We start from the raw sequence: 24399 nt of genomic DNA, 5'->3' as shown, positions 1-24399 counted from the left end.
GTGCCGTTCACCCCGAAGGTGTGGTCATCGACCCGCTACAAGGCCACCACCGACGAACTGAACCGAATGGAGACCGCGTTGGCCACCGCCTCCACGGATGCCGCCACCGCTGTGGCGATCGTCGGCGCAACCTCGTACCGCAGTCTGAACGTCCGCTCGTGGGGTGCCACTGGTGATGACGTCACCGACGACGCCCCCGCGTTTCAGGCCGCCATCAACGCGGCGGTGCAGGGCGATGTGGTGGTGGTTCCGCCGGGCCGGTACCGGCTGGCGTCGCCGATCACCCTCACCTTGGGTGTCACGTTGCAGGGGGCCGGGTGGGCCCCGCATTTTGCACCCCGCACCAACATGATCGGGTCGTTTCTGCGGCCCGCCACCGGCGGGGCGTTCGTCGGCACCACCCTCATCCAGGTCAACCCCGCGCCGGTCAACGACAGTTACTTGGACAGCGCCTACGGCGGCGGCCCCCGCATCGAGGGGCTGGCGGTCTCCGGCCGTAACGCCACCAACAGTGTTGGCGGGACGATCGCCGGTATCAGCGTCGCCTCAGGTGTGAAGGACATCGGGATCCGCGACACCACCATCTGGCAGATGTCCGGGGTCGGCGTCGACATGGACCGGGCCGCCGGCATCAAAATGCGGAACGTGGTGGTCAGTCACTGCGGCGGAAACGGTGTCCGCCTGTGGGACTCCACCGGCGGCAGCTCGGGTGCGGTGGATGCCGACCTGGTGGAGGTGTACGTCCAGGGCAGCGGCGGCGACGGCATCCTCCTCAACAACCCGAACGCGGTGATGTTGACCAACTGCCGGTCGGAGTGGACCACCGGCTACGGGTATGTAGTGTCTGGCACCTGCTACAACTTGGTGATCACCGCCTGCGACACGGACCGGTCCGGTAAGGACGGGTTTTTGCTCGCCCACACCGCCGGCAGTCCGGTGCTGCTCACCAACTGCCTCGCCAAGCGTGACGGGCGCGGCGACAACATCACCCCCGGCGGGTGGGCCGGCTTCCGCATCGCCCCGGCCAGCGGCACGGGCCCGGGGGCGATCCTCAACGGCTGCTACGCGGATGTGGCCCGCGACGACAACTCGTCAGGGCTGCGCTCCCCCGAGTACGGCCTGTACGCGGGTGCGGGCGCGAACCGGGTGAGCATTGCCGGCGGCCACTACCTCGGGACGACGGCGGCGATCCAGGACACGGCCCTGGTGGTGGCCCGCGCCCCCGGCACCAACCTGGGCACCGTCAACGTGTCCACCGGTGCGATCACCATGTCGACGTCCGACCGTGCGGTGATCGTCGGCAACCAAGGGGCGGCACGCGAGGTGCTGTTCAGCACCCGGGGTGGCGGTATCCGTTGGGCGACCCGGGCAACGGGCACCTCCGAGTCGGGGTCGAATGCGGGCTCCGATTTCGCGGTGGTGCGGCATTCGGATGCAGGGGCGGAACTGGACTCGCCGCTCACCATCTCCCGCGCCACCGGCGACACCGTGCTGGGTGCGTCCCTGGACGTGGTGGCGCAGGCGCTTGGCCTACCCACCCCCCGATCGGTCGGCTTGGCGGCGTGGTCGTTCGATCCCGCAAACGTGGCGCAAGGCAAGACCACCACGTCCGGCACCGTCTACCTGGTCGCCGTGTATGTGCCCCGATCCGTCAGCGTCACGAAGATCATGTGGGGGAACTTCACCGCCGGGGCGACGCCGACCGCTGGGCAGAACTTCGTCGGCCTGTACAACTCGACTGGCACGCTGCTCGTCTCGGCGGGGGTCGACGCGGACGTCACCACCACCGGCATGCGCACCACCACAGTGTCGTCGACAGCGGTCACCCCCGGCCGGCACTGGGTGGGGTTCGTGTTCAACGCGACCACCCCACCCGCCCCGTACCGAGGCGGTGACCTGAACGCCACCCTGCACAACGCGGGGGCTGCCGGTTCAACGACCCGGTTCGCCACCAACGGCACCTCGCAGACGTCGCTACCGGCGTCGATCACCACCAGCAGCAACACCCCCAGCCAGCACGTGCTGTGGGCTGGCATCGGATAGGAGCAACCATGGCGACGATAGACATCGCCGACGTCAAGGCCGGCTTTCGGGTTCACAGTTCGCAGAGCGCCCTGTCGCAGGTGGTTGACACCTTCGAGGAAGCGGTGGGTGTCCTGCAAGCGTGGACCGACTCTGGGGCCACTGCCGAGGTGCCGTGGGTGATCACGCCCATATGGCGGGTCGTTGGCCTTGAGGGCAATCCAACCTGATCTTTCGACGCTCTCGCACCTCGGACTCAGTAGGGGGTGTTGTGCAGCCGTTGACCGCCTCACCCCGCCAGAGTCTGCCCGCCGAGCAGGTCACCTGGCTGCTGCGGGACTCCAACGCCCCCACCGTGACCGCAGGCTGTGAGCTGGTCGACCAGAACTTGGAGACGGTCGAGAACATCTCCACCGACCTGGCCGGCGGGTCGGTGTCCCGCAACTCCTACGCCACCCTCCACGGCACCGCCTCGCTGGCGTTGTCGCGGGAGTTGGCGTGGTCTTCGGCGCTGGTGCGCCCTTACCTGGAGGTGTGCGACGAGGGGGTGACCGCCCGGTTCAACCTTGGTGTCTACTACCCGTCGGTTCCGGAACGCACGTTCGGGGAGCAGCCTGTCACCTACGACGTGGCGGGGGTGGACATCCTTCACGGCCTGTACTCGCCTACCGGTGAGGCGTACGCGGTCGCCGCCGGCACCCCGTACCTGGTGGCGGTGGAGCAGATCCTGCGGGAGCAGGGCTACACCCGCTACCTGATCGACCAGACGCGGGCGGATTCGGTGCTGCCGTCAGCGCGGGTGTGGCCGTTGGATGACCAAACCCGCTGGTTGTCGATCGTCAACGACTTGCTTGAGGCGATCGGATACCAGGGCATCTGGTCGGACTGGGATGGGCAACTGCGCTGCCAGCCGTACCAGACGCCCAAGGAGCGGGCGACGGAGTGGGTGTACGACGCCGGCCAGCAGACGTCGATGTTGTCGCCGGCGCGAACGGCGGTGCGGGACTTTTTTGAGGCCCCGAACCGGTGGGTGATCGCCCGGCAGAACAACATCGATGACAAGCCGCCGGTGGACGGTGATGGCCTGTTCATCTTCCAGAACGACTTCGAGGGGGACACGTCGGTGTCGGCCCGCAACGGGCGGGTCATCACCCGCGTCGAGTTCACCGACGCCGCCGACCACGAGGCGTTGGTGCGTACCGCGCTGGCGATGATCGACGCCGACATGCGCGCCCCCACCACCCTCCGTGTGGCAACGTTCCCGAACCCGCTGCACTGGCATTTCGACCGGCTGGTGGTCGACGACCCTGACATCGGGCGTTTCTCCAACGTTCTCGGCACGTCGTGGACGTTGCCGTTCGATGGCTCGGACATGACCCACGAATGGCGGATCATCTGATGTGGGGCGCAGACCTCATCCGGCTGATCGACACCCGCATCCAGGCGGCACGGCAGATTGTCACCGCCGTCGGCACGGTCGCTGACCTGTCCGGCGCAACGGTTGCGGTCGCGTTCGACGGGTCGCAGGTGCCGGTGCCGGCCAAGGTGCTCGCCCATGTGCAGCCACGCCTCGCCGCTCGGGTGACGTTGATTCGCCATGGCTCCGACTGGGTGATCACCGGAGTGTTCGGCGGTGCCGGTGATCTGGTGGCGGTCGCCTCCGACACCAACAGTTCGGCGGCGGTCACCTCGGAGGCGGTGGTGCTCACCCTCACCGGGTTCACGTTCGCCCCACAAACCGTGTACCGGCTGCGCCTGGGCGGGCAGCAGCAGGGGTCGGTGGCGAACTACAGCCTGTGGCGGGTGCGAGACCGCGCAGCCGGGCCGTTCCTCGTCGACTGGGGGCAGTTCGGCCACTACCCGGCCTACTCGGGCGGCAACCCGTACGCCCTCATCGGCGAGCACTACCTAGCGAACGCCACCGACACGGCCTTGACTGAGCAAACGGTCGCGGTTACCGCGCAGGCGTCCACCGGCACCGTCACCCACATCGGCACCCCCACCACCCCCCGCTACCTGGAAGTGCACCGCATGCCCGGCAGCCCCGCCGACTGGCCGCACGCCTGCCCGATCTAGGAGGTGCGCGATGGGGTCCGTTACTACCTCCACCCTCGCCAATCCACTCAACTATCCGCCGGTCAGCCAGATTGCCCGGCAGTCCCTGCGGGGACACCTATGGGCGGCGGTCATCAACAACGCCGGCAACGGGGTCAACTACTACCGGTCCACGTACGGCACCGGCACGTGGAGTCTCGCCGGGTCGTGGACGATCTCCGCGACTGTGCGGGAGATTTCCAGCTTGCACATCGGCAACGACGAGCGTTTGACCATCGCCTACCGGACCGCCGAGGCCAGCCAGGACCGAATTTGGGTGCGCCGCTGCCAAGGCGACCAACTGTCGTTCACCGCCGGCACGCCCCTGCTGGCCGCTTCACCGGGCAACGGTGGGGTGGCCGGGTCTGTGCACACCGGTATGGATGTGCAGGTGGTGAAAATTCCCGCCGACAGCACCGCCCGTGTGGTGGTGGCTGTCGGCACTGTTGTCGGGGCGAGCATGGGTGTCACCCTGTACGGCGCGAACGTCAGCGCCTCCGAAGTTCTCACCTCCTACAATGCGGTGATCACCGGCAAACGGCAATGGTTGTCCGCGCCCCTATCGACGGGCCGGTCCACACCGTCGTTGGACATTGAGCACATCGGTAACGCGAAGACGGCGAACTCCCCGCACCTGTGGTGCGTGTTCGGCCGCACCCGCGCATTCGTGGTGAAACTGGCGTGGACGGGCCGTGCCTGGGCGGGGCCAACGGCCCCGGTGTCGTTGGATTCGGTCGCCGCGCAGGACGCCATCACGGGACGGTGGGACGGCAGCCGGTTCCTCATCGCCGTTCCGAACCCTGCGACGGGTGCCACTGACACGGTGGCGGTAACCGAACGCAACGCGGCCAACAGCCTTTCGGTGCGGTGGACGTCCCCGCCGCACCCGACCGGGGATGTCCGAAACTGCACCCTCGCCTACAACTCGACGTCCGGTGATTTCCGGGTGTACGCGGTCGGCACCTCCGACACCGTGTTGTACTACACCGATTTTCAGAGGGCCACCGCCACCTGGACGTCGTGGGCGACGGTCACCGCCACCCCGATCATGGGCACGACCGGGCAGAACTTTGCGGTGCGCCGCGAGTCGTACGGGTCCGCCCGGTATGACGTGCTCACCGCCCACGCCGGCTCCCCCAACACGATCGTGTCCACGCATCAGGTGGTCACGTATGCACCGGATGTGCCGACGTGGCTGGTCGGGTCCACCTCGCAAGCCCCACCGAACAACGGTGCCGCCATGGATGTCGCCGCGTCGCTGGACCTGCCGTGGCTGTTCTCCGATCCGGACCCGGTGGATGCACAGACGGCGTGGGCGCTGTCGCGGCAGATCGGCTCAGGTGCTGTGCAGTGGCTGCGCGCCTCGGACGCCACCTGGCAGCCGGCGGAGCAGAAGAACGCGGGCGGCACATCGCTGCGGGTGCTGCCGGCCGGATGGGCGTCGCCGACCGATGATCCGTACACCTTCCGGGTGCGGGTGTGGGACACCGCCGACACAGCCTCCCTGTATTCGGATGGTCTGGTGGTGGTGCCGGCCTCACCGGTGGATCCGACGATCACCGCGCCCACCCCGGATGGGGTGACGTGGACGTCGGACACGGTGGCGGTGTCGTGGGCGGTCACCGAGCAGTCCGCGTACCGGGTGCAGTTGCGTGACGGTTCGGATGTGCTGCACGACTCGGGTTGGCGTGCCGGCGCGGGCACCTCGTACACGGTCCCGTACCCGCTGGCCGACGGCGTCACGTACACGATCGTGGTGCAGACCCGCAACGCCAAGGGGCTTCCATCGGGCGAAGTCGTCACCACCATCGCCGTCGACTATGTGGAGCCGCCGCTGCCCACGGTGTCGGCGTCGCCGCTGCCCGCGTTGGGTGTGATCCGGTTGGTGATTACCAATCCTGCCCCTGGTGTGGGTCAACCGGCCCTGCTCGGCAACGACTTGCAGCGCCGCGAGGCGGGGCAGCCGGATGAGGTGGCGGTGACGGTGGTGCAGGGCTTGTCGGCGGCGGGGGTGTACGACGACTGGACGGTCCGGTCGGGCCGCAACTACGAGTACCGAGCGTTAGCCCGTGGGGCGAACGGGACCACCGGATACGGCAGCTGGCAGGCGTGACATGGCGATCATTCGCGGCTACTCGAAGGGGGTGGCCTGGTGAGTCGGGCCGACTATCAGCAGTGGATCAGCCGGGGCAGGCCGTTCCGGTTGATGCAGCCGGCGCAGGATCTCAAGTCTCGGCTGCGCGCGCACGGGTATGTGGTTTACGACATCGGCAACGAGGCGCACCTGACGCATGAGCCGCCGGAGGATCACACCCCCTACTCGGCGACTGCCTACCCGGGTCGGGCCGTGTACGGGGTGGGTTACGCGGTCGACATCATGCCCCCGCCGAAAGGTGCCCGGTCGAAGGTGGACGGGCTGCCGTTGCCGTCGTTGCAGCAGTTGGGTGCCCGTCTGGTCGCCGACCGGAAGGCCGGCGTGGCGGATGTTCGCTGGTTGAAGTACCTGAACTGGGAGCCGGAGCGGGACAACGGTGGCCCGTGCTGGCATGACTCGTGGCAGCCCAACTACTCCCGGCGGGCGTCGTCGGACCGGGGGCACATTCACATCTCGGGCCTGACCGGCTTCGAGTCGAGCACTGTGGGGGCCGGCTATGACCCGGTGGCCCGCATTCGAGGGGGAGACGACATGTCGCAGAAGGCTGAGGCGCAGATCGCCGAGCTGCATGAGGCGCTGCTGGGTGAGGGCAAGAAGGGCAGCCGGTACCCGGCGAGTGTGGTGCAGCAGATCCGGGACGTGGCGTGGGCGGTGGTGCACGGCAACACGGACACCACGTGGCTGGGTAAGACGCTGGTGACCCTGGGGGAGGCTGCCGGCCTGGATGCGGCCGAGCTGGAGCAGATCCGGGCAGCAGCCCGTGAGGGCGCGGAGGCATCTGCCCCGGCGGTGACGGCCGGTGTGCTGGCCGGGCTCACCCCGGAGAAGATCGCCGCCGCCATCCCGCCCAGCATCGCCCGGCAGGTCGCCGACGAACTGGCCCGGCGTTTCGCCGACTGACCGGGCGCGGCACCACATCATCAACACACACTCGGGGGGCCGATGCTGATCCGATGGGCCGCCGACGCAGCCACCACAGACACACCCAACGTTCTCGGGGCGATCCTGCAATGGGGTGTCCCCGGGGTGGTGCTGCTGCTGATCCTCATGGGTTGGCTGGTGCCGAAGGGGGCATATGAGCAGATGCGCACCGACCGGGACACGTGGCGTGCGTCCTACGAGAAAGAAAGGGACGCCCACCAGGCCACCCGGGATGCGTTCATCGACGCGTCCCGGTCGGCGAATGCGGCGGTAGAAACCGCCCGCACCGCGACGGGGCTGCTCGACAAGTTGGGGCACCCCACGGGCGGGGGGCGTATCTCATGAGGTGGTGGCGACGCATGCGAACAGCTTTGTGGCCGTTCGACTGGGGGCGTCAGCCATCACCGGAGGCCCGGGAGGCTGTGGCGTGCGCTGACCGTTCGGCGTCGCTGGCTGAGCAGGATCGGCGTGCAGCTGCCCGGCGGAGGGTGGAGGCGGAGCAGTTGACGGAGCGGTTGCGCGCGCACAACACGGCGAACGCGTATGACGACTGGCTGCGGCGGGTGGTGCGGGGCGAATGAGTGCTGTCACGTATCAGGTGTTGGTGTTGGTGCTGCTGGTGGTGGGGTTGTTGTCGGCGTTGGCGTTTTTGACGGCGCATCGGCCTCGGCAGTGGCGGCGGTTGGCGGCGTGGGACGCGTCCGGGTGGGTGCTGCTGGTGGGGTTGTTTTACCTGCGGCAGATTGTGCTGGTGGTGGTCCGCTGGCCGGGGGCGTCGCAACGTGATGTGTGGGATGCCGTGTTCGGGTTGGGCATGCTGGCGTTGATTGACGCGCTGTTGTTGCTGCGGCTGGTGTCGTATCGGGCGTTCGTGGGGCGGGAGCGGAGGCGGTTGTCCCGCGACGGTTAGCTGCGCACCCATTGGCTGCCGCGCCGCACCCAGCCGTCGCCGTACGGTTGCCCGTCGGCCTTGTAGGCGGCGGGCACCTCATGCCATTCGCCGTCCCACATCCATTCGGTGAGCTGCTGTTCGGCGGCCTCGCGGGTGGGGTGGGTGTACGACCCGATGGTGAGGTCGGCGTGTTCGGCGATCCACCTGCCGTCCGGCAGTTCGCCAAGGGCGACGTGGCGCGCGGCGTGATGCCCGGTGTGGCCTTGCTGCCAGCGGCGGACCCGTTGTAGGCCGGGCAGGTTCCACGGCTGCACCCGCTTTCCCGGCCCGCTCATGCCGCTGATCGTACGGCGACGTTAATTCTGCCGGCCTGTTTTAAAGCTTCGGCCGGTTTCCTTACATTCCAAGATCACCCCATGGAGGGGTCATGACTGACGTCAACCTGCCCGCAACGTCGGGCACCATCTTCGGCCGGGAACCGGCAGTCCTCATCGGCGGTGTCGCATCCCTGCTGGCCGTGTTCGTGGCGTTCGGCCTGGACTTCCTGTCGGCGGCGCAGGCCGGTGCGATCGAGGCGTTCCTGACGGCTGTCGCGGCGGTGCTGATCGCGGCGAAGGTGCGGCCGGTCGCTCCGACGCTGCTGGTGGGTGTGATCACCACGGGGGCGACGCTGGCTGCCACCTACGGGTTCTCGCTGTCGCAGTCGCAGGTGGGTTCGATCGCTGCGGCGTCGGTGGCGCTGTTGACGGCGCTGGTGATCCGGCCGCAGTCGACGCCGAAGGCGGACCCGCGTGTGGTCGATGGTGTGGTGGTGTCGGGGCCGTCTGCCGCCGACGTGGTCTGACTTTCCTCTCGGGTTCCCCGGTCTAGCTCCCCAGCGCCGGCACCCATCGGGCCGTCCCGTCTTCTGCTTCCCCGCCGCCACGCGGGTTGCAGGAGGCGGGGCGGCCCCTTCTCTGCGTTCAGTGGGCGTGCGCGGGCCGGCGGGTGTCCAGTTCGGTGTTGGCGCGGAGCCGGTAACAGCAGGGCCAGTAGGCGGCGCAGTCGTGGCAGCGGCGGGGGTCGGTGTCGCACCGGCTGTGCTTGTGGGCGAGCGCCTGCCAGTGCTCCCGGTTCATGCGGGGTGCGGTACCCGCTGGGCTGGTGGTTGACGCTGAGGCGGGTGGAGGAAAGCGCTTCCCTGACGTGTTTCCGGGCCACAGACAACAGCCCCCACCCCGATCGGGGTGGGGGCTGTTTCGCGTACCTGGGGTCAGCAGGTGGCGATCAGGTGCCGGTCCTGCCCGCCGTGCCGCAGGGCTGCCGCGTGGTCCGCCTCGGTCATCATCCGCATGTTGTCCTCGGGGGCGATGTCGACGGCACGCTTGCGGTCCAGGTTGCGGAGGGCGGTGTCCACAGCGTCGCGGTTGTGGGTGGTGGGGAGGGCGGCGCGGAGGCGGGTGAGGGACACCCACGCGTCGGGCTCGGCGGCCAGTTGGTGGATGGTGTCGACGATGACCTGCTCCAGGTCGGCGGGGGTGGTGGCCTTGCCGTCGAGGGCGGCCCACACCTGGGCGCGGAGGGTGCCGGCGTCGGCCCCGTTGTTGAGGGCGGCGATCGTCATCTGCTGGAGGGTGGCGGTGAGCTTGCGGTGTTGCCGGTTGAGGCGGGCGATGTCGGTGCGGTTGCGGGCGGTGCGGGCGTCGGCGATCTGCTGCTCGGTGGTGTGGATTTCCCGGGCGGTGGTGATGATGTCGGTGTTCGCCATTTCCGTCTCCCCTGCTCGCTAGCCTTTCTTGTAATACAAGTATGGCACGGCGGGCAGTAGACCACAACAGCTCACGGCAAGTTTTTGTGCTACATTTTCTGCATGGCAGACGGCAAGCCGGGGCGACCGGCAACAGGGCAAATCCAAGGCCGCAGCGTCCGCATGGGAGCCACATGGGACGAGGCCCACGACGCAGCCAAAGAGGACGGGGAGAAGTTCGCCGTCTTCCTCGAACGGGCAATCCGCCGGGAGCTGGACCGGCGCGCCCGAAACAAGGCCCGCACCCAGAACACCCAACCCGACCCAGAGTAGGAACACGCTTTCCTTCACCCACAAGAACAACGCCCCACCTCCCGCGCCGGGGGTGGGGCGTTGTCGTGCGTTCAGGCTGGGCACTCCCCCGGGCTACCCCGCCGACCCCACTCGACCATCCGCTCCGCCCACGGCACCTGATCGCATCCATCCGCCGTGCACCGCTGGCAGGTCACACCTCGGGCATGCGAGTCCAACACCAGCCGCGCCACCACCCACACCGCCGCCGGATCATCCGACTCCACCATGCCCGTCACCGGCCACCGCCGAGCTGGGCGCGCACCGCCGACGTGTGCACCTGGTACTCCCAGCACGCCGACGTGCCACAGTCCGGCTCATGCCACGAGCACACATGCCCGCGCACCCAGATTCGGCCGGCAAGTTCCTGCCGGTACACAGCGGCCACCACGACGGTCACATCGTGTTCGGCGTGCCGGCGGGGGCTCGGATACCAGTCGGCGGCGGCGAACTGCATGACGGTTCCGGCCGGCACCTCGGGCAGGTCCACGGCGGTCACCGCTGCCACCGCCACGGCAAATTCTGGGCGATCCTCGCGGCGGCGCACCCGCCGATAATGGCCGGCTCATCCGGGTACAGGGGGGCGTGCGTCCCAGGGTTGCCGTACGGGTCAGGTGGCAGGCGGTCCCAGATGCGGCTGTTGCCGTCGGGCTGCGTACTGTGCGCCACCGCCACCACCTCCGGGGGTGTGGTGCCCGGAGGGGCTGGGGACCCCCGCGAGCACCACACACTGCTCCGGCTACAACCAGCACCGGCCTCCGGCCTGCTGCGGGCTGCGCCTCTCCACGTCGGGAACAGCAGAACAGCTGGTACCGACATGTTCAGCGTGCCCGGTGACCGGCGGGTAGGCGGCCCCAACACGTCCGGAACCTGTCCGGAAACTATCTTTCACTCCAGTGCGGCCAGTGCCATCCGATACTCCACCGTCCACGGGGCGTTCTGATGCTCCGCCGGCAGCCCTGCAAGCCCGACACGCAGGTTGTCGGCGGCTGCCGCAGGATCACCCAGCCCTGTGAACGCCAAGCCCAGGTTCAGCCGCAGGAACGTCGGGGACAGCCAGTAGGCGGTGACCGGCGGGGTTGCGGCTTCGGCCGCCGTGGTGAGGTCACTGGCGACCCCCATCCACCTCATGGCCTCCACCCGGTCATCGAGCAGGGCGTACCCGTGGGCGGCCTGGATGGCATCCCCCACCCGTTGCAGCGTGTTGGCCCCCGGGGTGTGGTACGCGTCGAGAAAGTGGCGGACGATGCCGCGCGGGTTGCCGCGTTGCCGTTCCAACCAGCCCCGGAAGTTGCTGGCTTGTGCGGCGAGCGGCCCATGGTTGATGGCGTCGGCCTGGTCGGTGGCCTCGGTCAGCAGCCGAACGGCGTGCGCGTCGTTGCGGGCTTCGGCGTGCAGCCAGCCGAGGAACTGGGTCCACTCGGCGGCCACCTCCCGCACCGCGTCGGCGTGTGGTCCGCGCGCCTGCCCGGCGAGCTGGTGCACGGTGTGATGCTGGCGGGCGGCGGTGGGCAGCAGCATGGGGGCGGGTAGCCGGTCGTCGAGGCGTCGCTGTTCGGCGAGCCGGTCGGCGAGCAACGCCACGGTGGTGACATCGAGCCGTTGGGGGCGGCCCAGGTTGTGGGTGATGCGGGCGTCGTCGTCGGCCACCACGGGGGGCAGGTCGACGACGAGGGCGGCGAGGGTGCCGCCGGCTTGCAGGGCATCGTCGAGCTGGGCGGCCACCAGGGCCGACGGTCGGGTGCGGCTCGTTTCCAGTTCGCTGATGTAGCTCTTGCCTCGGTGAATCTGTCGTGCGAGGTCGCGTAGGGACATGCCCCGGCTGGCCCGCAGGTGGGCGAGGGTGGCCGGAAAGCGCGGGTCAACCAGACTTCGTATGCGTGACGGCATCACGGTTCCTTCCTACTTCAGGGGCATGAACCTTGGCGAGGCTTCGCCCCACCGGCCGGGACAGCAGTTCCACCCGATCCCGCACCCGAGCCAACGGCCCCGCCCGCAGCACCGCCAACCATTCCTCCGCCTCGGCCACCGCCTCCCGCTGCCCGGACCACACCCGCACCCGCCACCCGGACAGGCGCTCCCACCGGGGCTCAACACGCCACAGCTCGGCGCACATGCGGTCGGCAGCCCACCGATGGGCCTGCTCATGCTGCTCGTCCAAATCACCCCACAGGTGGACGGTGCCGTAGGTGCGGATCTCCCCCGACCTGCCCAGCAACTGCCACCCCCACACCCCGGTCACCGGGTCACCCGACGCCACCACCGGCGCACCCCACGACCGGCACGACGGCGGATCGCAGGCCACGGGGCGCACACCAGCACCGTCGGCAACGCGATCCCGTAGGCGAGTCCGTCAACCCAGGTGGCTACCGGACCGGAGGCGGCAACAGCAGTCACCCACCCGCCGAACAACACCACACCCAGCCAGTAGGCCACCTGGCCGAACAGTTGCACCCGCTGCCGCCACTCCGGCACCTGCGCCTTCCGGGGCTGACGGCTACCGCCGCGCGGGTGCGGCACCCTCGGCTTCACCACCGGCGGCTGCCAGCCAGGCTCCCGGGCCTGACGCTGCGCCACCGCCTCCCACGGCTTGATCCGGTCCGGGTTGCCCATGTTGTGCTCGACGTTGTACAGGGGCCGTTCCTGCTCGATGGCGGTCTTCTCGGCTGCTTCCACCGCCGGCTTACCCCAGTAGGTGGTGGGGTCAACTTCCCAGCGGACGATCGTGTCCGCCCACGGCTGCGCGAGGACGTGCTCCATGAGGCGCACGAACGGCAGCCGGCCGGTTTCCCCGATGTACCCGAGCACCACCTTCCCGGTGACAGGGTGGCGCACCCAAAACCGGTACAGGGCGCACTCACGTCGGTCGGTGTACTGCTGTGCAGTCGCGGTCACTGGCCTGCCTCCGTGCTCTCGAAAAGGGAAGGCGCGGCGGCAGCACCGGGCACCTCGTACAGGCCGTTCTTGACGCGGCGGAGCTTCCCGTCGGCCACCAGGTCGGTGAGGGCCTTGTCGCGGGTGCCGTCCTTCATCGGCTCCACCATCGCGGCAAGCGCCTTCACCACCTGCTCCTTGGTGACAAGTCCCCGCCCGTCGGCGTTCTCCCGGGCGGCCTCAAGCACCACATCGCGGGCAACCCGTGCCGCCGCCTGCTGCTGCGTGCTCGGCTGAGTGGGCCGCAGCGACGCCGGGGTGACCTGGGTGACAGCGGCGGCCTCCAACAACTCGACGGCTTTCCCCCCGGACAGCAGGTCGGCGTCGTTGCGGCCGGCGGCAATCAGCAGCGCCGCCCGCTCCTTCCGGTCACCCCACAGCGGCCCCGATTCCTGCTGCGCTTCCGAACCAAACACGCCGGGGGTGAGCGTCGACTGGCCGGCGTCGTCGACCAACCACACCCGCATGTCCTCACCGGTGTAGTCGGCGCGGCCGTACACGTCGCGACCGTTGATGCCCTGCACGTACATGAGGCCGGCGGTGGTGTCGCCTGCCGCGCACGTGTTCTTGCCCCACCTGTCGGGCAGTTCCGTCGGGTCGACGGGGCAGTCCCCGTCGACCGCCGAACGGCCGGCGATGTCGGTCATCGCCCGGAAGATCAACGTCTGTCCGGCCTTCAACTGCTCCTTGATGTACGTGGAACCGCCCAGGTTGTACGCGGCGGGGATCTGGGTGATCAGCCGCATCTTGATGCCGCACTTGCGGCCCTGCCCGACCAGCTTCTCCACCAACTCCAGGATGATCGGGTCGTCGATGTACGACTGCACCTCATCCAAGGTGATGACCAGCAGCGGCATCTTCTTCGTGGGCTGCCACGTCTTGATGTTCGCTGCCGCCAGTTCGTCGTTGCGGCGCAACATCTCCTTGAGTGCGGCCAGCAGCATGAACCGAATCTCGGAGGTGTCACGGGCGAACCAGTCGACGGCGTCCTTGAGCGCCCCGTACGACTGTCCGCCCTGCGGGTCACCAACCCAGTCGAGAACCAGGCCCTGCGAGTGGAGGGAAGCGAGCAGCAGTTGCGCCACCAGTTCCGACTTGCCGGAGCCGGTGCAGCCGGAGATCAGGTCGTGGGCGGCACCTGTCTTCGTCCACCACTGGTACCAAATGTCTTCGCCGTCGTCGTAGCGGCCGATGCGGGACCGTCCCCGCTTCCATTCGCCTGCCGTGGCGGGGCCGGGCCACAGTTTCGTTTCGGCAAGCACGTTGTCTGGCTGCACGCGAAGCCAGCCGATGGACAGGTCCGACTCGTCGGCGGCGAACGACACGTCGGCGTAGGTGCATCCGTAGGCGGCGGCGATCCGCCCGCGCAGCAGGGGGCGCTGCTCCCGCATGTTGATGGAGCCGGGAATCTTCGCGACGACTTTCGCCGTCCAGTTGGGTAGGCGGGTGCGGATGTTCGCGCCGACGTCGCAGGCGGGAAGCTGTTTCCAGTCGACGAGTTCGGTGCCGGCGAGGGGGCCACCGGTGCAGCCGATGAGCGTCGCGAAGGTGGTGACGGCGTGCAGTTGCACTGGGTTGGGTGCCTCCACTGGTGGGGTGTCGACGACAGCGGCGGTGTCGATGGTGATGGGGGTGGGGGCTGCCCGGCGGGCGTCGGCGTCAGCCCACCAGCGGTATGCGCCGACCGCCCACCGGACGAGGCCGAACGCGGCGACGATCTGACCGGCGAGGGTGGTGATGTCGGTGGCGGCGAGCGCGGCAGCCCACAGGCTGGTTTCCCCGGCGGTGAGCGCGGCCCGCTGCGCCTGACGGTGGATGGCGCGAACACGTTTCCCGGTGCGCTGCCCCACCTCGATGCGGTTGCGGGCGACAGCGCGGCGGGTGAGGGTCCGCTTGACGTGCAGGTAGGTGGCCCCGGCGGCGGCCGGCGCGAACGCGGCGACCCCGGCGGCCGGCAGGTGGGCGACGGCGGCGGCCATGTCGACGGTGACGACGGAGGCGGGCAGCGCCCATGCGGCAGCGGAACGGCCGTGCAGACGCCGCACCTCGGCGAAGAAGTCGACCAGCCCGGTGGACGTCTTCGGTGGGGTCAGCGGTTCGCCGTGGTGCTGGCAGAACTGGCGCGGCTCGCCGGGCAGCATCCACGCGGTGACCGGGCAGCGTTCCTTGCCACCACCGTTGGTGTTGCGCATCTTCGGGCACTGGTGCAGCACGTGTGGGGTGCGGTGGTTGTCGTTGTCGACGGGCACCGGGTACGGCATGCGTTTGCGCCGGTCATCGGCCGGGTCAATGTGCCAGGGCTGCATTCGGGTCGCCCCCACCGGCACCGGCGTGGGGGCGGTCCTGCTGTGGGCGGCACCGGTGAAGTCGGGTGCCGGGTTGCCGCCGTTGTGCGGCAGCGGCGTCGGCCGGTGCGTCGTCACTGCCATGGCGTCCTCCTTGAGGGTTGTGGGCGGGGTCAGCTGTTGATGCGTTCGAACGCTCGGGCCACCTGGCCGAGCAGCGGCACCACTTCGGTGGTGCACGACCGGGCGTTGGCCTGCGCGGCGGCGGCGGCTTCGGCGGCGGCGGCGATGTTCGCCACCACCTGCGACCGTCCGGACATCTGCACGGTGCCGACGGTCTGCTCCCCCAACTGGGCGATGCGACCCCGCAGCCGGTTGAGGCGGGTCACATACTCCTCGGTGGCGGCGTTGAGGGCGGTTTCGATGGCGCGTGCCTCGGCGGCACCGGACACGACACCGGTGACGGCCTGCTGGGCGACAGTGTTGGACATGGTTCCTCCTGCGGTGATTGCTGCCGGTTCGGCGGTTGGCTGGCTGCTGGTGGGGCGGGTGGGTTCGCCGACGGTGACGTCGACCCGGATGGGTTCCCGGTCGGGGCCGCCGGTGGGCGGGGTGTCGTGCGGCGGGGGGCTGGTGTGTTCGGGGCCGCCGGTGGGCGGGGTGTCGTGGACGGTGTCGGAGGCCCAGCCGGGGTTGGTGTGACCGTCACGCTGGGGCGGTGGGGTGCTGCCGCCCGGGTTCTGCCGGGGAATGTCGGTGACCGTCACCGGTGGGGTGGTGTCGCCGTCAGGGCGGGTGCGCCACTGCTCGGCGCGGCGGGTCACCTCGTCATCCATGCGGGACTCCATCCGCTCCCGCCACGACAGCACCTCCCCGGCTGCTTCCTTGTCGAGGCGTTCGGCGCGGCGGCGGGTGGCCTTCAGGTCCTCGTCGAGCCAGAAGTCCCGCCACCGGTTACCCACGTACTGGCGCATCGGGCCGCCCGTGGTGGGGTCGATGCCGTTGGCGATGAGCCGCTGCCGGCGGGCGGCAGCCGACGGGGACTCCTCACCCCGCCGGGCCGCCTGCCACTCCTCAGCCAACTCGCCGAGCAGACGCGGTGACCGTTTCGCCAGCCCGTACAGGGCTAACACGGTCACCAGGATGGAGATCGGATCGATCACCCGGTCACATCCCCAGGAAGGTGCGCATGCCGGCGAGGATCGAGTCCGGCAGCATGAGGATTCCGTCGTAGATGGTGCCGAGGGTGCCGCCGGAGGCGCGCATCATCGTCGGCGTGACGATGATCAACGCGAACGCCAACCAGTCGGGCCGCTTGTCGGCGATGTCCACACCGATGAACAGCAGGCCGACGATGGAGGCAATGGCGGCACCACCGGCGGTGACACCGACGGCGTCACCGAGGTCACCGGTGACGGCGACACCGCCGAGGACGGCGAACACCCAGGCGACCCAGCTGTAGAACTTGGACACCTTCTGGTGCTTGAGCCGCTTGGCGATCAGGTACTGGGCGGACAGGGCGATGATGATGAGGCCGACACCGGCTCCGACGTTGAACATGGGTCACCCCTTTCCGAGGGTGTAGGTGGCGGTGAGTGCCGCCGTGATGAGGTAGAACGCCCACCGGCGGGTGGGGCGTGCGGCGAGCCACCGCAGCGGGCCGGTGGCGAGCGTGGGTGCGGCGGCGATGGCGGCGAACATGAGCAGCCGGTCCGTCCAGTTGGACACCTGCCACGCGACACGCAGCGCCGTGTTGTTAGTGGGGATGCGCTTCGGGTCGACGGCGGACGCCGCCCACAGGTCAGCGAGGGTGGCGGGACGGGCCGTCCATGCCCACCAATCACGGCATGCGGAGCACACCGACCCCCACACCTTGCCAACACTGACTGTTACCGGTAATCTCGCGCCCGCGCGCGCGGGCGCGGGCGGGCTGTCCAGGCGGGGCACCCGCCCGTTGATAGGGGATCGAATTTCACGCTCGGTGACAGTCGTCGTCATCGGGTGGCCTCCTTCCTGGCCTCAGCCAGTTCGGTGATACGGCCCCGCACCATGTCGGTGGCGGCCTGCAACTGGTCGGGTCCGGCGTGGAACGCCTCCGCCACCAGCCAGTGGCACAGCGCCCACAACTTCTCCTTCGGGGTGCGGGCTTCGGCAACCCTCGCCTCATGCCACGCATGCCGGTTGACCTCGGGTTTCCTGGCCCTGCCGGCCATCACACGCCCTCCCCTGCGGGCATCGCCCACCGCCACAGCACCGAACCGCGTCCCTTGCCGTCCCGGTCCACGTCGCGGGCTTCCAGGTGGAAGCGGTGCACGTCGGAGCGGTGGGCGTTGGCCCGCAGCACCGCCCCGAGCAGGTGCCGGTTGAGGGTGTCGGCGGTCGTGTCCCCGTCTTCGAGGTCGACGCTGGTGAGGAACGGCTGCATGTCGCGTACCTCCCGGCGGTCTTTGTAGACGGTGATCTCGTAGATTTTCGATGCCATGTTGATCTCGAATTCCTCGTGTTTGCGCTGGTCAGACAGCTGGGGCGGGGTTCGGGTCGCAGGGTTCGTCGGTGTCGGCGTACACCCACTTGCGGCCCTCCCGGGTGACCGCCCAGCGCAGCAGCATCGCGGTGAAGACCAGGGCGACGGTGAGTCCGATGAGGGTGTTGTTGAGCAGGACGTACGGGCTGTAGGCGTGGGCGAACGCGGCGGCGGTGCCGATGAGGCCAGCGCCGATAACGGACGCGTCGTAGGCGTCCTGGGTGCGGTCGCGGTGGATGTGCACCTCGTCGAGGACGGTCGGGGTGTCGGGCTCGTCGAAGTAGATGTGGACGTCGGGCAGGTTGTTGCGGATCTCCGCAACCTCCGCCTCGGTGAGGGTCGTCAGCGGTGCGGTGACGGTGTCAGTGCTCATCGGGGTCCTCCTCCGGTTCGGGTCGTTCGATCAACTTCGGTCCGTCGTTCCATGCGGAGCGGAGAAGCCACAGCAACTTCTCCGCGTCACTCCGCAGATCAGCCGGCAGCGACAGTCGCGGGGGTTCGAGCAATCTCCGTGTCCTCTCCGATCGGAGTGGTCTCCGGGCTGGTGGCGTCTCCGCTCCGCTCCGCGTCGGCGCTCCGTGCGATACCGGAGTGGTTCTCCGCGACGGCGGCCCGGTGGTGCTCCGCGACGGCGGAGATCAGCCGGGGGATCCGACCGAAGCCTGCTCCGGTGATCGCCTGCACCTCCGTCTGCTTCCACTCGTAGTCGGGTTCGGGGTGGGCGCGGAGAAGCGCCTGAACTGCTTCTCCGTCGCTCATGCGCGGCTGGTTGGAGGCTCCGCTGCGGTTCTCCGCAGGCTTGCCCCGCTGCCCGGTGGTGGGCTTCCTCCGCTCTCCGCTGCGGCTTTCACTCCGCCAGGTGGAGAGGTTCACCGTGCTCATCTCCGCCCGAAGGCGTGCCTCGTTCTCCGCCATCTCCACCCGGAACCGTGCGGTGGTCTCCGCCAGTTCGGCGGTGTGCTTCTCCGCAACCTGGGTGAGGGTGGAGCGGAGGGATGCGGCTTCCTTCTCCGCCTGCTCTGCGGAGCGGAGAGCGGAGACGGTTTCGGTCTGTGCGGCGGAGAGACGTTCGGCGGAGACAGCCGCTTCCTGCTTCGCCTCAATCCACTGCTGCTCCAGCTGGTCGATGCGGGCGAGGGCTTGGTCCTTCTCCGCCTGCGCGGTGGTGACCCGCCGGTCGGCGATGGACTCGGTGCGGTGGATGGTGTTGGTGGTCTCCGCCCGCAGGCGGGTCATCTCCGCCTCCATTTCGCCGCGCAGCTTCTCCGCCCGACGGTGGGCTTCCACGGTCTCCGCTTCGGCGATGGTCTGGGCGTCGACAGCGTTGTCGGCGCGCTGCCGTTCGGTCTCCGCCCGGTTCTCCGCAGCGGCAGCCCGCAGCTTCTCCGCCTCGTAGCCGGCGGCAACCTGGTCGAGGCGGGCGGACATCTCCGCCATCTCCGCACTCTGGGCGGTGAGGGTGGCAACGAGCTGCCGGACTGGGGGGATGGTGGCCAGCAGCGGGTGGATGGTGTGTCGCTTCTGGTTGAGGTCGACGGTGTGGCGGGCGATGCGCTTGGCACGGCGCACCGTGTTGAGGTGGGCGACGGCGTGGTTGATGGACCCCCACCACCGCTTCTGCCCGTCGGTCGGGTTGGACGGCAGTGGCAGGGGCGGGTAGTTGCGCCAGGCGATCCACGCGCACACCGTGTTCGACGGCCAGGTGAGCCACCGCAGCCCGAACTTGGGGTTGACCCGCTGGATGTAGGCGGTGCCTTCGGTGAACTGGTCGAGGAACTCGTGGAAGATCAGCAGGCCGAGGATGGACAGCAGGGCGAGGTAGCCGCCGCCCACCCATGAGCCGCCGACGCTGACTTCGTGCGCGTAGTTGATGAGGGCGGATGCGACGGCTGCACCGGTGGCGACGTGGACTGCCCGGTCGGGTGACCGGTGGGAGCGGACTGCCCGGAAGGCGAGGAACCCGAAGCTGATGGCGATGCCGTCGAGGGTGAGGGGGACGAGGTATTCCCACCCGTCGGCCCAGTGGAGGGTGTCGCGGCCGAATGCGGCGAGGCCCCGGAAGCTGCCGGCGAGGACGGCGAGCCAGAAGAACGCGGCGGGGACCATGGCGGCGATGAACAGTGCCCGGCCTTTGGTGTCGGTGGTGGTGCCGGCGGTGCGTCGTCCTGCTTTGTATGCCTGTGCGCGTGCCCAGGGTAGGGAGATGACGGTGAAGAGGGTGAGGGTGGTGAGGGCTGCGGCCCAGGACCAGCCGGGGATGGTGTCGGCCCACGCGGTGATGTCGGCGAGCCAGCCGCCGTTGACCGGGGCGGGTACGTGCCACTGGTCCGGCTCTCCCGGGTCGGGGATGAGGGCGAGGGTCGCGTGGTTGGTCACGGGTCATAACGTACACCTGACTAGACCGGTGTGTCTATACAGGGATACTCTCATGTCGTGTCCATACAGGTGATGCGAAACTTGCAAGATCGGCAGCTAGGGTGACCTGCATGGCTGCCGACCCCCGCCCCAGATACGCCCAGATCGCAGACGAGCTCGGGCGGCGCATCGACGCGGGCATCCTCGGCAACGGCATGCCGTTCCCTTCCGACAAGGAGATTCAGGCCGAGTTCGGGGTCGCCAGGAACACTGCCCGGCAGGCGCTGGCGGTGCTGCGGGAGCAGGGGCGCATTCACACCATCAAAAGCCGAGGCTCGTTCGTGCGGCCCCGCCTCAAGCCGGTCCGGGTGGCGTCATCCCGCTACCGCGCCGACGTCGAGTCCACCCCGGAGAACCCGCAGACATCGGTGACGCACGACTACGGGATTCGGTTTGACCAGCACAACCCGGATGCGGTGATCACGACGGAGCCTGCGTCACCGGAGGTCGCCGAACTGTTCGACGTCGACCCGGGCACGGGCCTGGTGCGCCGTGATCTGGTGTTCCGCCTGAACGGCTGGCCAACCCACATGTCGACGTCGTACTACCTGGCGGAGATGGTGGCCGGCACATCGGTCGCCGGGCCGGGGTCGGAGCCGGCGCAGGGCGGGGCGATCGGACACCTGCGGTCGTTGGGGGTGCGGGTGACGCGGGTGGTGGAGACGGTGGAGTCGCGGATGCCGACAGCCCGTGAGGCGGAGGTGCTGCGCATGCCGTCGGGTCCGGTGCTGGCGATCACCCGGCAGATGTACGCCGGTGACCGGGTGGTGGAGGTGGCCCGGGAGATTGTGTATCCGGGTGACGGGGTGCGCCTGGAGTACGAGATCGACCTGTAGTCGCCCGCGCCGCAGACGATGAAGCCCCGGACCGGGTGACCGGCCGGGGCTTCGTCGTGCAGGACGATCTAGTGTCGCTGCGCGGGCAGGTCGGGCTTGGTCGCGCCCAGTTCATCGCGAATCGCCTTCTCCAGCGCGGCGAACAGTTCGTCTGCACGGATCTTCGCCATGTGGGCATCGCCCTCAGTCCTCGGCGGAAGCAGTGAAGTCCGGGCGAGGACGCCGTTGAAGGCGTTGAACGCCGCAATCACTCTGCCGCTGGCGAATGCGGCACTTCGGGCACCGAGCCGCGCTCTCTCGACGTCGCCGAGCCGCAGGTTTGGAGGGGGCGGGAGTTCGGTGCGGGGTACGCGGGGTTCGTCGCCGTCGCGGGTGCCGATGAGGTGAAGTTCATGCTCGGTCATGAGGTGGAGGTGCCACTGCTTCTCGGCGTACGCCTCGGTGAGCATGTCGATGTAGAGCTGTGACCGTTGGTCGCGCATCCACTTGACGTGTTCCAGTTCGAGGGTCCGCTTGAAGGTCCAGGTGGGAACCCATACGGCTGTTGCTGCTGCGAGAAGGGCGACGCCGAGGGTAACGAGGTTCTGGGTGTCCACGGGGTGAGGGTATGCGTGCCCCACCAGCGTCGCCGTCGGCCGGCATGATCCGGACACACGGTAGGATGGAGGCACAAAAGAAGACGGGGCCGGCAGGCGCGCCAACGCCTGGAATCCGGCCCCTTGATCGCCGCTAGGAGGCGACCCACGATGAGGGTACGAGTGTATCCCGTCCGCACTGGTGTGCGGATACCAGGCATGCCACGAGACACCCGCCGCAGCGGCGAGGTGGCCCCGTGATCAAGCGATCTCCGCTACCCACCCGAGACTTCTTCATCCTCCGCAACGCGGTCGCCCGCGACAAGCGGATCAGCTACGTAGCCCGAGGCATCCTCAGCGACGTGGTGTCTCGGCCCGACAACTGGCGGATCACCGCCGAAAGCCTGGCCGCCAGCACCGTCAAGGGTGAGGGCATCAAGACGATCCGCCGGGCACTCAACGAGCTGGAGAAGGCCGGATACCTGGAGCGGAAGCGCGTCAGGGGCGACGACGGCCGGATCGGCTGGGAGCACGTCTTCTACGACGTGTCGCAGCCACACCTGGTTGACATTTCCGCAGGTCGGACCATAAGTCCCAAACCGTCGGACGGTATCCCGTCGGATGGTGAAGGCCGTTCTATAGAAGAACTAGACCGAAGAACCGTAGTAGAAGATGCTCCTGATCTGTCCTGCCCCACCTTCGCAAGCGAAGGCGGCGGAGGCGACACCGAAGCTGACGACGGCGATCCGGAACCTGCCGGCGGCTACGACGGATCGTCTGGCAACTGGCGTGACGAGGACCGTGCCCTGTTCCGCTCCATTGTTGGTGAGAAGCTGACCTGCGAGGGCGGCAAGGGCTCTCGCTGGCCGGAGGGCACCTGGACCGCTGACCTGTGGTACCGGGCGTTTCGCGTCAACCGCACCCCGTCCATCAAGTGGCCTGGCCGCTACCTGGAGAAGATCCACGAAGAGAACCCGCGTACTGGCGTCTTGGACTGGCTGGACAACGAAGGCTTGTCCCCCGAGTAACCCCACCTTGAAGGAGAGCGATCATGACCGACAGCAGTGAGCTTCTGGACATCGTGTGCGATGTGGACGTGCCCCGCGACGGCGAGAACACCCACGTACCGCAGATTTGGCTGAAAGACCTGTACCCCGAGTACCCGACGGTTGGCCTGGTCGTGTTCCTGCTCAGCCACGATCTCGGCGAGGTGATCCCCGGTTCGGTGTTGGCGGAACGGGGGCACCCGAACGATCCGCCGGTGGCGGAGATGGTGCGTGAGTTGAAGCTGGGCGGCTACCTGGTGCCGGAGACGGTGGGCGGGGTGGAGCGGCTGCGGCTGGTGCATCCGGCCCGTCTGGGTCCGCTGCCCACGGCGTGACGGCTGCTCGGATGGCAGGTGCCATGGCAAACGTCTAGCAAACCGGTAGCAAGTGCCATCGGGTTGCTGTGGTTGCTCACGCCAGCACACGGAAGGGGCCGCCCACCACACCGGATGGGCGGCCCCGGATGGAAGTCGCCGTCACTGCCACCCCACGTCCGCCCGGGATTGTAGCGACGCGAACACGATCCGTCACGATTCCCGCCCGCTACACGACACACCACAGACATCCACACCCGTCGTGCACCAACGTGGACAGTCACACGACGGAGGGAGCCCCATGCGCAGACTCGTCAGCTACGCGGCAGCCACACTCGCCACCATCCTGGTGTTGGTCGGGTTGGCCGCAGCACCAGCGCAGGCCGGACCACAGCACTACGGCACCGACCCGTACGCCAGCGGATGCGCCGGCAACTCGTTCATGTACAGGAGTTTCCCGTTCAGTACGTCAGGAGGCGCAGGCACAACGGAGCGCGCCGAGCTGTGGTACTCGCGCACCTGCCAGACGAACTGGATTCGCGTGACGGGCAACCCGGCCGGCGGCGTAACCAGCAAGACCCTTTCCTCTGACTACGGCCAAACGTGGGAGGAGTACGACTCCGGCACGGGGTGGAGCTACGGGATGCAGGTGTATGCGCCCCCGGGCGTGTGCGTGAACATGGTGGTGTATATCAACTACCCGGATGGGTACCCGTTTGGTGTGGTGATCGAACGGGTGTGTTGACGGCCGCCTTCGTAAGGGGCGAGCACCGGGGCCGCCTACCGGGTGGGTGGGCGGCACCAAGCGGCTACTGGGTGAGGGTTCGGACAATCGCGGCGATCACCTCGACGCCGAAGCGGGCAGCAGGTCCAGCCCACGGTTCCCAGGGGTGTGGCTTACATCGGCTGCGGGGGCGGGGTGGCTTACGGGGCATGGTGGTCTCCTCTCGACACGAAACGGCCCCGGTCTCAGCCGGGGCCGCTCATCGGTTGCTTTGGTTGTCGGGGGTGGTGCTGTTGCCGGTCATGTCACCACCCCTCCCACCGGGCACAAGAAAGCCGCCCAGCATCAAGCTGGGCGGCTTCTTCTGTGGTTGGGGTCAGACGCGCTTCACCTCGCCTTTTCGGCTGGCCTGCCGGCCGTGGGAGCCGCACATCTGCATCTGCTCCCCCGGCCTCCCGTCGAGGATGTAGTCGGTGAGCGTGTAGGTGTGGGTGTGGCCGTGGCAGTCGCCTCGGTTGTCGTAGCGGGTGTCGTGGCAGTGGCCGGTGTGGGTGGTGGGGGCGGGGCACACGGTGGGGATCATGC

Annotated in this window: 31 protein-coding genes; 14 read left to right on the top strand and 17 right to left on the bottom strand. The window is 68.6% G+C overall.

Going from position 1 to position 24399, the window contains the following annotated elements:
* From OHQ87_RS03250 to OHQ87_RS03215, 8 genes are all read left to right on the top strand, one after another.
* Entirely contained in the window at positions 1-2043 is a 2043-nt protein-coding gene (locus OHQ87_RS03250) for a right-handed parallel beta-helix repeat-containing protein (RefSeq protein WP_328344778.1), read from the top strand.
* Between the two features lie 8 nt (positions 2044-2051).
* Positions 2052-2252, top strand: a complete 201-nt coding sequence (locus OHQ87_RS03245) for a hypothetical protein (protein WP_328344777.1) — start codon at positions 2052-2054, stop codon at positions 2250-2252.
* Between the two features lie 50 nt (positions 2253-2302).
* Entirely contained in the window at positions 2303-3421 is a 1119-nt protein-coding gene (locus tag OHQ87_RS03240; RefSeq protein ID WP_328344775.1) for a hypothetical protein, read from the top strand.
* Positions 3406-4098: a hypothetical protein gene (locus OHQ87_RS03235; RefSeq protein ID WP_328344773.1), complete on the top strand. Its 693-nt coding sequence runs from the start codon at positions 3406-3408 to the stop codon at positions 4096-4098. The genes OHQ87_RS03240 and OHQ87_RS03235 overlap by 16 nt, the downstream gene beginning before the upstream one ends.
* Before the next feature lie 10 nt (positions 4099-4108).
* Positions 4109-6229 (top strand): hypothetical protein, encoded by a 2121-nt coding sequence (locus tag OHQ87_RS03230; protein ID WP_328344771.1) that lies wholly within the window; start codon positions 4109-4111, stop codon positions 6227-6229.
* A 39-nt stretch (positions 6230-6268) separates the two neighbouring features.
* Entirely contained in the window at positions 6269-7171 is a 903-nt protein-coding gene (locus OHQ87_RS03225; protein ID WP_328344770.1) for a hypothetical protein, read from the top strand.
* A 42-nt stretch (positions 7172-7213) separates the two neighbouring features.
* Positions 7214-7537, top strand: a complete 324-nt coding sequence (locus OHQ87_RS03220) for a hypothetical protein (protein ID WP_328344769.1) — start codon at positions 7214-7216, stop codon at positions 7535-7537.
* A 232-nt stretch (positions 7538-7769) separates the two neighbouring features.
* Complete coding sequence (locus OHQ87_RS03215; RefSeq protein WP_328344768.1) at positions 7770-8102, top strand: hypothetical protein; 333 nt, start codon at positions 7770-7772, stop codon at positions 8100-8102.
* Here OHQ87_RS03215 and OHQ87_RS03210 read toward each other — a convergent pair.
* Entirely contained in the window at positions 8099-8419 is a 321-nt protein-coding gene (locus OHQ87_RS03210; protein WP_328344767.1) for a hypothetical protein, read from the bottom strand. The two genes, OHQ87_RS03215 and OHQ87_RS03210, sit on opposite strands and share 4 nt — an antisense overlap.
* 92 nt (positions 8420-8511) lie before the next feature.
* On the opposite strand from OHQ87_RS03210, the gene OHQ87_RS03205 reads away from it, so the two are divergent.
* Complete coding sequence (locus tag OHQ87_RS03205) at positions 8512-8928, top strand: hypothetical protein (protein WP_328344766.1); 417 nt, start codon at positions 8512-8514, stop codon at positions 8926-8928.
* Positions 8929-9046: 118 nt separating this feature from the next.
* Here the strand turns inward: OHQ87_RS03205 and OHQ87_RS03200 are convergent, their stop codons facing one another.
* Positions 9047-9202: a hypothetical protein gene (locus OHQ87_RS03200; RefSeq protein ID WP_328344765.1), complete on the bottom strand. Its 156-nt coding sequence runs from the start codon at positions 9200-9202 to the stop codon at positions 9047-9049.
* Between the two features lie 134 nt (positions 9203-9336).
* Positions 9337-9831, bottom strand: a complete 495-nt coding sequence (locus OHQ87_RS03195) for a hypothetical protein (RefSeq protein ID WP_328344764.1) — start codon at positions 9829-9831, stop codon at positions 9337-9339.
* A gap of 162 nt (positions 9832-9993) precedes the next feature.
* Here OHQ87_RS03195 and OHQ87_RS03190 point away from each other — a divergent pair, with 162 nt between their 5' ends.
* Positions 9994-10143, top strand: a complete 150-nt coding sequence (locus tag OHQ87_RS03190) for a hypothetical protein (protein WP_328344763.1) — start codon at positions 9994-9996, stop codon at positions 10141-10143.
* Positions 10144-10396: 253 nt separating this feature from the next.
* On the opposite strand, the gene OHQ87_RS03185 is transcribed toward OHQ87_RS03190, so the two are convergent.
* The 12 genes from OHQ87_RS03185 to OHQ87_RS03130 form a co-directional block, all read right to left on the bottom strand.
* Positions 10397-10708, bottom strand: a complete 312-nt coding sequence (locus tag OHQ87_RS03185; protein WP_328344761.1) for a hypothetical protein — start codon at positions 10706-10708, stop codon at positions 10397-10399.
* 341 nt (positions 10709-11049) lie between these two features.
* A complete protein-coding gene (locus tag OHQ87_RS03180) occupies positions 11050-12051 on the bottom strand; it encodes a helix-turn-helix domain-containing protein (RefSeq protein WP_328344759.1) in 1002 nt (333 codons plus the stop codon).
* Positions 12023-12403, bottom strand: coding sequence for a hypothetical protein (locus tag OHQ87_RS03175; protein WP_328344758.1), 381 nt, complete (start codon positions 12401-12403; stop codon positions 12023-12025). The genes OHQ87_RS03180 and OHQ87_RS03175 overlap by 29 nt, the downstream gene beginning before the upstream one ends.
* The gene (locus OHQ87_RS03170) at positions 12400-12996 is read right to left on the bottom strand and encodes a hypothetical protein (RefSeq protein WP_328344756.1); all 597 of its coding nucleotides are present in this window, start codon (positions 12994-12996) and stop codon (positions 12400-12402) included. The genes OHQ87_RS03175 and OHQ87_RS03170 overlap by 4 nt, the downstream gene beginning before the upstream one ends.
* Before the next feature lie 56 nt (positions 12997-13052).
* The gene (locus OHQ87_RS03165; RefSeq protein WP_328344754.1) at positions 13053-15524 is read right to left on the bottom strand and encodes a hypothetical protein; all 2472 of its coding nucleotides are present in this window, start codon (positions 15522-15524) and stop codon (positions 13053-13055) included.
* A gap of 29 nt (positions 15525-15553) precedes the next feature.
* Complete coding sequence (locus tag OHQ87_RS03160) at positions 15554-16543, bottom strand: hypothetical protein (protein WP_328344752.1); 990 nt, start codon at positions 16541-16543, stop codon at positions 15554-15556.
* A gap of 4 nt (positions 16544-16547) precedes the next feature.
* Complete coding sequence (locus tag OHQ87_RS03155; RefSeq protein WP_328344750.1) at positions 16548-16940, bottom strand: hypothetical protein; 393 nt, start codon at positions 16938-16940, stop codon at positions 16548-16550.
* A gap of 3 nt (positions 16941-16943) precedes the next feature.
* Positions 16944-17240 (bottom strand): hypothetical protein, encoded by a 297-nt coding sequence (locus OHQ87_RS03150; RefSeq protein ID WP_328344748.1) that lies wholly within the window; start codon positions 17238-17240, stop codon positions 16944-16946.
* A 134-nt stretch (positions 17241-17374) separates the two neighbouring features.
* On the bottom strand, positions 17375-17596 hold the full coding sequence (locus OHQ87_RS03145; protein WP_328344746.1) for a hypothetical protein: 222 nt from the start codon (positions 17594-17596) through the stop codon (positions 17375-17377).
* Entirely contained in the window at positions 17593-17862 is a 270-nt protein-coding gene (locus OHQ87_RS03140) for a hypothetical protein (RefSeq protein ID WP_328344744.1), read from the bottom strand. Before OHQ87_RS03140 ends, OHQ87_RS03145 begins: the two co-directional genes overlap by 4 nt.
* Positions 17863-17893: 31 nt before the next feature.
* The gene (locus tag OHQ87_RS03135; RefSeq protein WP_328344742.1) at positions 17894-18277 is read right to left on the bottom strand and encodes a hypothetical protein; all 384 of its coding nucleotides are present in this window, start codon (positions 18275-18277) and stop codon (positions 17894-17896) included.
* A gap of 98 nt (positions 18278-18375) precedes the next feature.
* Positions 18376-20280 carry a DUF2637 domain-containing protein gene (locus OHQ87_RS03130; RefSeq protein ID WP_328344740.1) on the bottom strand — a complete coding sequence of 635 codons (1905 nt, stop codon included), beginning with the start codon at positions 20278-20280 and terminating at the stop codon, positions 18376-18378.
* Positions 20281-20390: 110 nt separating this feature from the next.
* Here OHQ87_RS03130 and OHQ87_RS03125 point away from each other — a divergent pair, with 110 nt between their 5' ends.
* A complete protein-coding gene (locus OHQ87_RS03125; RefSeq protein WP_328344739.1) occupies positions 20391-21155 on the top strand; it encodes a GntR family transcriptional regulator in 765 nt (254 codons plus the stop codon).
* A 68-nt stretch (positions 21156-21223) separates the two neighbouring features.
* On the opposite strand, the gene OHQ87_RS03120 is transcribed toward OHQ87_RS03125, so the two are convergent.
* Positions 21224-21751, bottom strand: a complete 528-nt coding sequence (locus tag OHQ87_RS03120; RefSeq protein WP_328344738.1) for a hypothetical protein — start codon at positions 21749-21751, stop codon at positions 21224-21226.
* 236 nt (positions 21752-21987) lie between these two features.
* Here OHQ87_RS03120 and OHQ87_RS03115 point away from each other — a divergent pair, with 236 nt between their 5' ends.
* From OHQ87_RS03115 to OHQ87_RS03105, 3 genes are all read left to right on the top strand, one after another.
* Entirely contained in the window at positions 21988-22758 is a 771-nt protein-coding gene (locus OHQ87_RS03115) for a helix-turn-helix domain-containing protein (RefSeq protein ID WP_328344736.1), read from the top strand.
* 23 nt (positions 22759-22781) lie between these two features.
* Complete coding sequence (locus tag OHQ87_RS03110) at positions 22782-23111, top strand: hypothetical protein (protein ID WP_328344734.1); 330 nt, start codon at positions 22782-22784, stop codon at positions 23109-23111.
* A gap of 280 nt (positions 23112-23391) precedes the next feature.
* A complete protein-coding gene (locus OHQ87_RS03105; protein WP_328344732.1) occupies positions 23392-23835 on the top strand; it encodes a hypothetical protein in 444 nt (147 codons plus the stop codon).
* A gap of 355 nt (positions 23836-24190) precedes the next feature.
* On the opposite strand, the gene OHQ87_RS03100 is transcribed toward OHQ87_RS03105, so the two are convergent.
* On the bottom strand, positions 24191-24397 hold the full coding sequence (locus OHQ87_RS03100; RefSeq protein WP_328344730.1) for a hypothetical protein: 207 nt from the start codon (positions 24395-24397) through the stop codon (positions 24191-24193).
* Positions 24398-24399: the final 2 nt, after the last annotated feature.

This window comes from Micromonospora sp. NBC_00421 (genome assembly GCF_036017915.1).
Lineage (GTDB): Bacteria > Actinomycetota > Actinomycetes > Mycobacteriales > Micromonosporaceae > Micromonospora.
The sequence above is the reverse complement of the archived record's forward strand: the minus strand, read 5'-3'. Positions and strand labels throughout refer to the sequence as shown.